At 56.0% G+C, this 11208-nt stretch carries 9 protein-coding genes; 6 read left to right on the forward strand and 3 right to left on the reverse strand.

Annotation, left to right across the window (positions count from 1 at the left end; translation table 11 throughout):
• Positions 1–194 precede the first annotated feature (194 nt).
• Positions 195–1664 carry an APC family permease gene (locus ABD949_RS21485; RefSeq protein WP_345246884.1) on the forward strand — a complete coding sequence of 490 codons (1470 nt, stop codon included), beginning with the start codon at positions 195–197 and terminating at the stop codon, positions 1662–1664.
• Here the strand turns inward: ABD949_RS21485 and ABD949_RS21490 are convergent.
• The gene (locus ABD949_RS21490) at positions 1645–2058 is read right to left on the reverse strand and encodes a hypothetical protein (RefSeq protein ID WP_345246886.1); all 414 of its coding nucleotides are present in this window, start codon (positions 2056–2058) and stop codon (positions 1645–1647) included. The genes ABD949_RS21485 and ABD949_RS21490 overlap by 20 nt on opposite strands.
• Positions 2059–2221: 163 nt before the next feature.
• Here ABD949_RS21490 and ABD949_RS21495 point away from each other — a divergent pair, with 163 nt between their 5' ends.
• Together ABD949_RS21495 and ABD949_RS21500 are read left to right on the forward strand one after the other, a co-directional pair.
• The gene (locus ABD949_RS21495) at positions 2222–2716 is read left to right on the forward strand and encodes a YciE/YciF ferroxidase family protein (protein ID WP_345246888.1); all 495 of its coding nucleotides are present in this window, start codon (positions 2222–2224) and stop codon (positions 2714–2716) included.
• Positions 2717–2812: 96 nt separating this feature from the next.
• Positions 2813–4828, forward strand: a complete 2016-nt coding sequence (locus ABD949_RS21500) for a S9 family peptidase (RefSeq protein WP_345246890.1) — start codon at positions 2813–2815, stop codon at positions 4826–4828.
• Between the two features lie 58 nt (positions 4829–4886).
• Here ABD949_RS21500 and ABD949_RS21505 read toward each other — a convergent pair whose 3' ends face one another.
• A complete protein-coding gene (locus ABD949_RS21505; RefSeq protein WP_345246892.1) occupies positions 4887–5387 on the reverse strand; it encodes a DUF2231 domain-containing protein in 501 nt (166 codons plus the stop codon).
• A 171-nt stretch (positions 5388–5558) separates the two neighbouring features.
• Between ABD949_RS21505 and ABD949_RS21510 the strand changes: the two genes are divergently transcribed.
• The 3 genes from ABD949_RS21510 to ABD949_RS21520 all read left to right on the forward strand — a co-directional run bounded on the left by ABD949_RS21510 (position 5559) and on the right by ABD949_RS21520 (position 9765).
• Positions 5559–6908 (forward strand): peptidoglycan DD-metalloendopeptidase family protein, encoded by a 1350-nt coding sequence (locus ABD949_RS21510; RefSeq protein WP_345246894.1) that lies wholly within the window; start codon positions 5559–5561, stop codon positions 6906–6908.
• Between the two features lie 85 nt (positions 6909–6993).
• On the forward strand, positions 6994–8433 hold the full coding sequence (locus tag ABD949_RS21515) for a glycoside hydrolase (RefSeq protein ID WP_345246896.1): 1440 nt from the start codon (positions 6994–6996) through the stop codon (positions 8431–8433).
• 57 nt (positions 8434–8490) lie between these two features.
• Positions 8491–9765: a glycoside hydrolase family 2 TIM barrel-domain containing protein gene (locus ABD949_RS21520; protein ID WP_345246898.1), complete on the forward strand. Its 1275-nt coding sequence runs from the start codon at positions 8491–8493 to the stop codon at positions 9763–9765.
• Between the two features lie 9 nt (positions 9766–9774).
• Here ABD949_RS21520 and ABD949_RS21525 read toward each other — a convergent pair whose 3' ends face one another.
• Positions 9775–11130, reverse strand: a complete 1356-nt coding sequence (locus ABD949_RS21525) for an SGNH/GDSL hydrolase family protein (RefSeq protein WP_345246900.1) — start codon at positions 11128–11130, stop codon at positions 9775–9777.
• Between the last annotated feature and the right edge of the window lie 78 nt (positions 11131–11208).

An 11208-nucleotide genomic window follows, 5' to 3' on the forward strand; every position in this document is an offset into this window, starting at 1 on the left:
CAATCCGGACGAAAGCCGGGCATCACCACGTTTTGGTTAGGCCTCAAAAAGTTTGATGCCATCGTTATCGGCTTCACCTTATCAAAAGATGTGTCCAGACGGTAGCCCTCATACTGGCGGGGTTTTTAATTTTCAGAACGTTCCAGATTTTTTGCGTCTTCTTGTATCTTGCGGTATTCGACCCACTCTCTCATATGCCTGAAAACGTCTTAACCGAAGAAAAAACTGAACTCAAGCGGTCGCTGGGACTCATCGACTCCACCCTGCTTGTCTCCGGCTCCATGATCGGCTCCGGTATTTTTATTGTCAGCGCCGATATGTCGCGCAACCTCGGCTCATCCGGCTGGCTGCTGTTTGTCTGGGTACTCACCGGTATCATCACCGTAACGGCCGCGCTAAGCTATGGCGAACTGGCCGGGATGATGCCCAAAGCCGGTGGTCAATACATCTATATCCAGCGGGCTTATAATTCCCTGCTGGGCTTTGTCTACGGTTGGACGGTCTTCACGGTAATCCAGACCGGCACCATTGCCGCCGTCGCCGTCGCCTTCACCAAGTACACTGCCGTGTTTATTCCGGCGCTCAATCCCGAGAACGTTCTGTTCACCATTGGGCCGCTCAAGGTATCCGCTGCGTCCCTATTTGCCATCAGCAGTCTGGTCCTGCTCACGTGGCTGAACAGCCGGGGAGTGCAAAGTGGTAAGATCATTCAAAACCTGTTTACCTCCGCCAAACTGATTTCGCTGCTGGGCCTGATCGTAGTGGGTCTGGTTGTTGGAGCAGGGTCTGGTATGCTGGGTGTCAACCTGACCAATGCCTGGGAAGCCAGCCGGATTACGGCTGATGGCTCGGTGGTACCCCTGGCGGGTCTGGCGCTGGTAATGGCCGTTGGGGTATCCATGATCGGCTCCCTGTTTTCGGCGGATGCCTGGAACAACGTTACCTTTATTGCGGGTGAGATTAAGGAGCCGCGCAAAAACATTCCGCTGAGCCTGTTCTTTGGAACGCTCATCGTCACCGTCATTTACGTGCTGGCCAACATCGCCTACCTGTCGTTGCTGCCGTTACAGGGCTCGCCGGCGGCTACGGATGTGATGGGCCGGGGCATGCAGTTTGCCGAATACGACCGGGTAGCCACGGCGGCCTCGTCACTGATCTTCGGTAATGTTGCCGTCAGCATCATGGCGGTACTAATCATGGTTTCGACGTTCGGCTGCAACAACGGCCTCATTCTGGCCGGTGCCAGGCTGTACTACGCCATGGCGAAAGATGGGCTGTTTCTGAAGCGGGCATCGCAGCTCAACCAGCATTCGGTGCCGGCCAAAGCGCTCTGGCTGCAGTGTGCCTGGGCATCGGTACTCTGCCTGTCGGGCACGTATGGTGACCTGCTCGACTATTGCACCTTTACCTCGCTGGTCTTTTACATCATTACCATCGGCGGGCTGTTCCTGCTCCGCCGGAAAGAACCCGATGCCGAGCGTCCCTATAAGGCCTTCGGGTATCCCGTATTACCCTTGTTCTATATCGTTGCCGGCCTGATTATCTGCGGTATTCTGCTGATCGAAAAAACCTTCAATACCGGTATGGGCCTGCTCATTGCGGGGCTCGGTGTCCCGGTCTATTACATGACGAAACGGAGAACGCCTACCGGTAGTGAAAGGTAAACGCGTTGCTTTGCTTAAAGAAATGAGCTTTTAATCTGGGAAGATCGTAGGTGGCCCTGAAAGCGCCCTGCTGTACGGTGATCTCGTTGAAGGTGAAATTGTCATTTTTCCCCCTGGCTTTACCCAGATACAGGTAGTGGTGCGGAACAACCTCAAACACGTATCGTCCGGGCGGTAAGCTTTGCTTTACCCCTTTATCAAACACGGCCGTATCGGGTGCTACCCGGCGCAGCAGCCGGGCGTTTTCTTCACCATTGTAAAAATGAGGCCGGATAAACCGCACCGTCACCAGCAGCGTATCCGTTGTCTGGTTGTCAAAAGCCAGCACCTGGGGCGAGCGGTTGCACCCGATCACAACCAGCAGGACTGCCAATACATTGAGCCATACCTTCATAAGGAACGTTTGTGACCGGTAAGATACTAACCCGGTGGCTCAAAGAAAAACAGAATCCGGCGAGGGTCAGCATATAATTACATCTATAGGCAAACAATAGTAATCTGCCGTGAGTTGACATTCGGGCATCAACAGCCTTAACCAATTAACAACACAAAACGGTATGAAAACTATTCAGGAAGCACTGGAACACGAGTTGCAGGACTTGTACTCGGCCGAATCACAAATTCTGGAAGCGCTACCCCTCATGGCACAGCGGGCCAGCAACGCTACCTTGCGAAAAGCGTTTGAAACACACCTGAAGCAGACGGAAAAGCAGCGCGAGCGCCTGGAAAAAGCCTGCCAGATGCTCGGTTGTGAGCCGGAGGGTGAGCTTTGCATGGGGATGCAGGGCCTGATCGAAGAAGCAGAAAAGCTTATGGGTGAAGAATTTCCCAGTGAAATCATGGATGCATTGCTCATCGGAGCTGCCCAGAAAGTGGAGCACTACGAGATTGCCGGCTACGGCACAGTTTGCTCGCTGGCGCAAACCGCCGGCCAGCCAAAAATTGCTGATCTGCTCGAAAAAACTCTGAACGAGGAGAAAGCTACGGATGAGAAGCTGACCAAGATTGCCACGGAGAAAGTAAACAAGAAAGCCGTTAAAGCTATGGCCTAACCTGGCGTAGTACCTGAGTCATCCTTTTGCGAACGCGCCGAAGGATGGCTCTTTTTTTGTAAATTAGTGGGTAAATTTCGCAAACGATACCCGCTCATGACCCTGAAGCGCTCCGCTGTCACGTATTTTTTTGCCCTCATCAGCCTGGCCGCTGCGGCCCAGTCGCCTTCTAAACGTAGTCTTACTCCGCAGGATGTTTACCGCCTGCAAGCCATCAGCGACCCACAGGTCTCACCCGATGGTCAATGGGTGGCGTATGTCCAATCGGCCGTCGACGTGGCCAAAGACAAGCGCAATGCCGACATCTGGATGGTGAGCTGGGACGGGAAAGAATCCATCCAACTGACCAACAGCCCTGACGGCGAATCGAAGCCCCGCTGGAGTCCGGATGGTAAATACCTGTCGTTTGTGGCAACGCGCAACGGAGCGACCAAGCCCCAGCTCTTTCTGCTCGACCGGCGAGGTGGCGAAGGCAAAAAGCTGACCGATCTGAAAGGCGATCTGGAAGACTACGAATGGGCACACGACGGAAAACGCATTGCGCTGGTAGTGCGTGATCCGGATTACGCTGACTCTGCCAAGACCAAGATCCGGAAGCCGTACGTGCTGGACCGGTACCATTTTAAACAGGACATAAAGGGTTATCTGGAGAAAAACCCGGTTCACCTCTACCTGTTCGATGTAGCGGCTAAAACGCTGGATACGCTCACAAGCGGCTCGTTTGACGAAACATCGCCCGTCTGGTCGCCGGACGGCACCCAGCTTGCCTTTGTCAGCAACCGAACCGAAGACCCGGACAAGAACCAGAACACCGACATCTGGCTGATCGATGCCCGCAAAGGAGCCACCCTGAAACGGCTCACCGACTGGACCGGCTACGACCACAGCCCCGTATGGAGCCCCGACGGCAAAAGCCTGGCCTACCTTCGCTCGACCGGCTCGGGTAACTTCCTGATGTACGATCAGCCGTTATTGGCTGTAATCAGTAAAGATGGTGGCGAGCCTACCCTGCTTTCAAAAACGCTTGACCGTCCGGTACGTAATCCGCGCTGGTCGAAAGACGGGCAATCAATCGGTGTGCTGGTCGAAGATGACCGGCAGGTATATGTGGGCCAATATGCCGTAGCCACCGGTAAACTAACCCAGTTGGCGAGCGGCAATCGGACGTTTAGTGCCCTGGAGCCGAAAGCGGCCGGACAATGGCTGACGTTGATGAGTGAACCGCACCTCCCGGCCGAACTGTACGCGCTTGAAGACGGCAAACCCCGTCGACTCACTACGGTTCACGACGAATTTGTTAGCCCGCTGCAATTAGCTTCCGTTGAAGGGTTTACGTCCCGCAGCAAAGACGGCACGCAGGTATCCGGGATTTTGTACCGCCCGGCCAATGCCCCGGCCGGCAAGCGCCTGCCCCTGATCCTGTTCATCCACGGGGGTCCCGTTGGACAGGACAACTATGGTTTTGATCTCTCCCGTCAGATGCTGGCGGCCGGCGGATATGCCGTTGCCGCCGTCAACTACCGGGGCAGCAACGGCCGTGGCCTCGATTTTACCAAAGCCATCTATGCCGACTGGGGCAATAAGGAAGTCGTGGATATTCTCGGCGCTACCGATTACCTGATTGAGAAAGGCATTGCCGATCCTGAGCGTCTGGGGATCGGCGGCTGGAGTTACGGCGGTATTCTGACCAACTACACCATCGCCACCGATAGCCGCTTTAAAGCAGCCGCTAGTGGAGCCGGTAGTTCGCTTCAGCTGTCCCTGTACGGAAGCGACCAGTATACCAACCAGTACGAAACTGAATTGGGGGCGCCCTGGAAGAATCTGGATAAATGGCTGAAGGTATCGTACCCCTTCCTGAAAGCGGACCGCATAAAAACGCCGACCCAGTTCATGGTCGGCGAAAAAGACTTTAATGTGCCCGTGGCCGGCAGCGAGCAGATGTACCAGGCACTCCGTTCGCTGGGCGTTCCCACCGAACTGATTATTTACCCAGGTCAGTTCCACGGTATTTCGGTGCCCAGTTACCAGAAAGACCGATTCGAGCGCTATCTGCAGTGGTTTGACAAATACCTGAAAGCACCAGCCCCGGTCGCACAGAAGCAACCGTAATATTTGATGAGGAACGATGAATGAAAAGCTGCGCTAGCCCATTCATCGTTCTTCATTCCTAAAGCGCTCTCCCCTCCACAGCCGGGCGGCCCGAAAGAGAGCTGGGTGCGTTCAGGTGTGCTCCCCGGTCGACGCCGACGCCCAGCCGGTCGACCAGCTCACCGCCGAGCCAGCCCGTAAAGCCGGCCAGGGCAAAAGCCGCAAACGAAAAAATCAGAGCGGCTGATGAAGGAACATTGTCCGTATTGTCCATCCGGAACAGCCAGCTCACCGCAAACAGGATGAGCACCAGCACATTGCCCATGCCGTGCATCAGACCGATCTTTTTGGCCCGCGTGCCCGACGGAATAGCCAGCCAGTCGATCCAGCCGAACGGGGCCGCCACCAGTCCGCCGATCAGTCCGGCACTGATCATGTAGTACGAAACTACCGCCATGGTGGAATTATCGTTTATCAGGTAAATAACATCAAAAATGACAGCTGTGGCCAGCAGGCCCAGCGGAAATACGATCAGGAGTTGGTGGGCCGGATGGCCCAAAAGTTTTGCTCTGCTTTCCATAACATTTCTTCTTTCCCCCCTAACTACCTGTTGTTTTCATTTGTTGCTGAAAAGACCTTTGCGGCCCTTTCCGGCTCCTGAACAAACATCTTGCTTTTTCTGTCCGTTAACGCAATGAGGCTCAATGCCTGTCTGGACATTTACTACATGAATGAATTATTAACAGATGATATGCTTGAACGTAGGTTTATACCCCGGTTCTGGAAACAGTTTGTTGCCATAGCAATACTGGTATGGCTCAACGCTTGTAAGAGTCTAGGACCCAATACGCTGTTCCGGTCGAGTTCCCCGCATGAGCAGTATGAGCGCTCCCTGAAAGATGCCAAACTCGATCAGACAGCCCTGGGGGCCGACTGGGTAGCGGCTGCCGATCGCGCCATGCGGGACTCTGTCCGGATCTCGGTACCGCACCGGGAGAGTGGCTACTTTTCGGCCAGCAAACCCTTTGCGGTCGGTTACCGGCTGAACTCCAAGCGGGGGGACCGTTTTTATATTCAGGTCGATATTCAGGGGATGAAGGATGCTCAGGTCTTTATCGATGTATTTGACCTCAGTGGCCGCGAGCCGGACCGGATTGTGTCGGCAAAGGCCGATACCAACCGGCTCGTCTGGGAAACCCGTCGGTCGGGGGCCCACCTCATCCGGATTCAGCCGGAATTGCTGCGGGGAGGTAGCTATACCATCTCCATCACCCGTGAACCCGTACTAAGCTTTCCGGTGAAGGACCGCGACAGCCGCAGTATCAGCAGCTATTTCGGAGCACCCCGCGACGGAGGCCGGCGTACCCATGAAGGTGTCGACATCTTTGCTCCGCGTGGCACCCCGCTGCTGGCTTCGGTAGACGGCATCATTTCGGGCGTCGGCGTTAATAGGCTGGGCGGCAATGTGGTCTGGCTGTCGGATGTCAAGCGCAACCTCCGGCTCTATTACGCTCACCTGGATAAGCAGTTGGTCCGGGAGGGGCAGCAGGTGTCTGTAGGTGATACCATCGGCACGGTCGGGAACACCGGCAACGCCCGCAACACAGCTCCCCACCTGCATTTTGGCGTCTACCAGTTCAGCGAAGGGGCCGTCGATCCGCTACCATTTGTGCGGCTTGGCTCGGGACCGGCCCGCCAGCCACTGCTGTCCGAAAGCCGCCTTGGCGATTCGGTTCGGGTATCGGTCACGCGGGCGGTGGTGCGGCAATCGCCGAAGCCCGATGCCCCCGTATTGCAGGAACTACCCCGGTCCTTTGCCTTCACCGTGCTGGGTGGGACCGCCGAATGGCTCCGGGTCGAACTGCCCGGTGAGCTGACCGGCTACGTATCCAGTACGGTCATAGAGCCGGTTGACAAACCAATCCGGCGGTTACCCATTGCGGGGCCAACCAATTTGCTCGAAGCGGCTACCTCCCAGGCGGCCATCGTTGAAACGTTGCCCGGCGGCATGGCGGTTGATGTGCTGGGGGTGGTAGAAGACTTTCAATTAGTCCGGTCGCCAAATGGCCAGACCGGCTGGGTGCTGCGGGCTACGCAGTAAAAGCCTTGTTTCGGGCTGGGTCGGGCTGGGTCGGTCTGGGTGGGTGGGTCTGGCAATCGGTTGCCTAAATGGCGTTCTTTGCCCTATGATGACCCGACTGTTCCCTATCCTGCTTTTTGGCGGCAACCTGGTTGCGTGTCAGCCGACAGATTCAGGCACTAACGCAACGCCGGCCCCCGCCCGACCAACACCCGTGGAGTTGACACTCGATGCCGGTAAAACGTATCAGACCATCACGGGATTTGGCGGCTTTGGAGCGCAGGATGTGTACTGGTCCAGCGGGCCGTTTACCAGCGAGCGGTTTGTGCGTGATATCGTAACTGACCTTGGCTGCACCATCATCCGCGACGAACTCCCCACCTCGTTCGAGATCGAAAATGACAATGCTGACCCAGCCGTCACGGACCTGTCCCGTTACAACCTCGACCGGCGGATTCCAGGACACCATGCGCCCTTTGGTGAACGGGTGCCGCACCTGAAAGCACTCCGTCAGGCAGGTGTCGAAACGTTTATTGCCTCCGTCTGGAGTCCGCCCCCCTGGATGAAGTGGAACAACCGCATCGATAACGGAACCCAGCAAAACTCCGCCCCCGCCTACAGCCGTAACCCAACCGCCAATAGTAATCAGCTTAAAACAGAGAACTACGCCGAGTTTGCGGAAATGTGCGTAGCGTACTGCCGGATTTTCAAACGTGAGGTTGGGGTCGACCTCTACGGACTCAGCCTTCAGAACGAACCCCGTTTTTCCCAGTTTTACCAGTCCTGTGTGTACGATGGCGAAGCGTTGCGGGATTTAGTCAAGGTGGTGGGCGCCCGCTTTAAGCAGGAAGGTATTGCCACCAAACTTTTTCTGCCCGAAGACGTCGGCTGGCTCGACGGCGTGCGGAACATGACAATGCCTACCCTGAATGATCCCGAAGCGCGGTCCTTCGTCGGCATGATTGCCACCCACGGTTACGCCTTTGACGGGGTTCAGCCGGCTTCAACAGACGCCGGTACCTGGCAAACGATGTCTGGCTGGGGCAAACCGTATAATTTGCCTCTGTGGATGACCGAAACCTCGGGTTTCAAAAATAACCACGAGGGGGCCATGTCCCTCGCCAAAGCCATGTACACTGCCCTGCGCTACGGCAACGTATCGGCCTGGGTCTTCTGGACCCTCAGCACCGGCACCCTCGATGAATACTCGCTAATGAACAGCCAGGGCGAAAAAAGCAAGCGGTATTATGTTTCCAGGCAGTTTTACCGCTATGTCCGCCCCGGTGCCGTGCGCGTAGAAGCGAATACTACCGATGCCGATCTGCTGCCGCTGGCGTTTGTTAAAGATGGCCTGCCTACGCTTGTCATCAGCAATGTGGGTAGCGCGGAAAAAGCGGTATTTGTCAAAGGCGACGGTGTTTCCACCCAGTATCAGACCTATCGAACGTCGGCTACCGAAGACTGCAAAGAAGGCGCTGTTGTAAAGGTCGGCGAGAGCATTATATTGCCAGCCAGGAGCGTGCTTACGCTGGTGGGTATTAAGTAAAACGGATTTCCAATCCGTTCTACCCCACACCCCACTATTAACCCAAGCCCATAACTCATGAAACGTACCCTCTTTCTGCTCCTGACCTTTTGCGCCACCACTACCTTCGGTCAACCCAGCGTAGTGCGTATCACAAAGAACAAAGACGCCTTTCAACTTATCCGGAACGGGAAGCCCTACTTTATTCAGGGAGCCGTTGGTAATGACTACCTCGTCAAGCTGAAGCAGTACGGCGGCAACTCCATCCGAACCGGCGCTAACCGGCAAAACCTGAACCGGGCCGACAGCCTGGGGCTTACGGCTTTGGTAAATCTGCCCGTCCGGGCCGAACGCGACGGTATGAATTACGATGATGCGGAAGCTGTGAAAAAACAGCACGACCGGGTGATGGCGATTGTGCGGCAGACCAAAGACCATCCGGTGGTGCTGATGTGGGCGCTGGGCAATGAGCTGGACTTTATTCAAGCGAATGTAAAGGACCACTATAACACCAAAGTCTGGGATGCCGTAAACGCACTGGCGAAGGAAATTCACCAGGTCGACCCCAATCATCCGGTCATGACGGTGGTCGGATCGATCAACCAGGAGAAGATGCAGGATCTGCTCACCAAATGCCCCGACCTGGACCTGCTGGGCGTTAACGAATACGGTGATCTGGACAGAATACCGGAGTGGCTCCGGAAGTTTGGCTGGCAAAAACCCTATGCCGTCACCGAGTGGGGTCCAACCGGATTCTGGCAGGTACCGAAAACGCCGTGGAAAGCCCCCATCGAAGAAACCAGCAGCATGAAAGCCGACCAATACCGACAGCGGTACGAACGCGTGATTGCCGCCGATAAAGCCATGTGCCTTGGCTCCTTCGTGTTCCTGTGGCGGCAGCACCAGGAACGCACCCACACCTGGTTTGGGATGTTCGACGCGCAGGGGCTGGAAACCGAAGCCGTTGATGTGATGCATTACGAATGGACCGGCCGCTGGCCCGCCAACCGGACACCTCGACTGGACTCCGTTAAACTTGATGGAAAAACAGCGTATCAGGGCATTTATATGCAACCCGGTCAGCCTGGGCAGGCGCGGGTGTGGGTTCGCGATCCGGAGGGCGATGCGCTACAGTACAACTGGGAGGTACTCCGCGAAGGCACCACATTTCCCTACGGCGGCAACGGCGAAAAGCGCCCACCGGCGATTCCTGATCTGATAAAGGAGCCCAATACTTCTCAACTCTCTTTTCAGGCCCCCATCGAGGAGGGGGCCTATCGCCTGTTTGTCTACGCCTACGACGGAAAAGGGCATTGGGCCACCGCCAATATTCCTTTTTACGTGCAGAACTAAGCAGAGCCACTAAGGCCGCAACGGCGGCTGGTACACCCTGATTTCCTGAATAGCCCGTATGCCTTTACCGGATAGCGCCAGCCGGTGCTCCGTATTGGCTATTCCCTGCACAATCGTAGTTACTGCCTCCTTACCCGGCTGGCAGGTATCCTGACCTGCAGAGAAGACCCGCCAGTGCAACGAATCTCCGGGCTTCAACCAGGGAAACTGCCGGAAATCGCCCGGATTTTTGCGCCGGAACCAACCCGTTGAATCAATCTGCATCCGTCCGGATCTGGAAATAAATGGCTGGTCGCTGCGCCCCGTACCATCTTCACCCGTCCGGGACCCGCTGACGCTGAACTGAAGCTGCTGCCGAATAGTGTCAACTGCCGTAACGGTGAGCGTCCAGTCTTCTGCCTGTGGCTTACCACCGAGTCTGATTACCAGCAACTGACCAATCCGGTTCAGGAAAAAACCCGTTGGCTTAAGCGCCGGACGGCTGTAGTAGTAGCCTGCCAGGTGGGTTGATGGCCGTTGACCATCAATAGTTACCGCTACCGGCTGCACCGAATCAGCGGCTGCGCGCCAGACGATATCTATCCGATTGCCGGTCACAGGCAGCCGGATCGTCCTATTTTTCGGTGAAAAGTCGCGGCCGCTGCGCAGCACCCGAACGGTGTTGGCCAACTCTTCGGCGCGCTTGGGCAGTGCCTCCAGATAGCGTTGAACGATTTGGGCCATCACGTGGTTGCCGTGCTCATTCAGGTGAACGTTATCAGAAAGTAATTTGCCAGGCTTTAACTGATTTTGCGCCAGATACGCTTTCCAGGCAGCCCGCACATCGAGCAGCGCCAGCCCATACTTGTCGCACAGAGCCGGCATCCAGACATTGCCGTGCCGGTCGTGCCACTCCTCATTCTGGCCGATGCCTATATGGTCGGTCTGAATGATTACCTCGGCGGTAGTCTGGCTGCGAATGGTTCGGATGATCTGCTCGTAATCGGGTTCATTACCGTAGTCGTGAAACAGGATCAGGTCCGGATAAAACGGCACCACATCGTTCGCCACCATCCATTTCAGCCGATCGCTGCTAAAGCCGCCGATGGCCCGGTTTTCCATCACCAGCTGCACATTAGGGTAGCGCTGCTGCAAAAACTGTTTCACCTGCTGCCACCAGGTCTGCATACTAATGGACTGACCGTATACCAGCACCCGAACCTGTCTGGGCGGATTTTCGGTGGAGGTCAGCAGACTGGTTGTTCGGGGCAGATTAGCGGTAAATGAAGCCGGTACTGGCAGTTCCGGCACCGGCGGATACGACTGGGCGGGCAACTGAAAAGACCACACGAGCAGGTATAGCAGGAAAATCAGACGGAGAGACATGGGGCTGCACGGGTTAAGCAGGTGCAATAAGCTAAATTTTGCTGGTTTATCGGCTTTGGGGCCACCCAGACCCACCCA

The organism is Nibrella saemangeumensis, assembly GCF_039541915.1.
Taxonomy (GTDB): domain Bacteria; phylum Bacteroidota; class Bacteroidia; order Cytophagales; family Spirosomataceae; genus Nibrella; species Nibrella saemangeumensis.

Excerpts from the sequence above, each read along its gene's own strand:
- ABD949_RS21485 (WP_345246884.1), top strand. The coding sequence starts at position 195 with ATGCCTGAAAACGTCTTAACCGAAGAAAAAACTGAACTCAAGCGGTCG.
- ABD949_RS21490 (WP_345246886.1), bottom strand. The coding sequence starts at position 2,058 with ATGAAGGTATGGCTCAATGTATTGGCAGTCCTGCTGGTTGTGATCGGG.
- ABD949_RS21495 (WP_345246888.1), top strand. The coding sequence starts at position 2,222 with ATGAAAACTATTCAGGAAGCACTGGAACACGAGTTGCAGGACTTGTAC.
- ABD949_RS21500 (WP_345246890.1), top strand. The coding sequence starts at position 2,813 with ATGACCCTGAAGCGCTCCGCTGTCACGTATTTTTTTGCCCTCATCAGC.
- ABD949_RS21505 (WP_345246892.1), bottom strand. The coding sequence starts at position 5,387 with ATGGAAAGCAGAGCAAAACTTTTGGGCCATCCGGCCCACCAACTCCTG.
- ABD949_RS21510 (WP_345246894.1), top strand. The coding sequence starts at position 5,559 with ATGCTTGAACGTAGGTTTATACCCCGGTTCTGGAAACAGTTTGTTGCC.
- ABD949_RS21515 (WP_345246896.1), top strand. The coding sequence starts at position 6,994 with ATGATGACCCGACTGTTCCCTATCCTGCTTTTTGGCGGCAACCTGGTT.
- ABD949_RS21520 (WP_345246898.1), top strand. The coding sequence starts at position 8,491 with ATGAAACGTACCCTCTTTCTGCTCCTGACCTTTTGCGCCACCACTACC.
- ABD949_RS21525 (WP_345246900.1), bottom strand. The coding sequence starts at position 11,130 with ATGTCTCTCCGTCTGATTTTCCTGCTATACCTGCTCGTGTGGTCTTTT.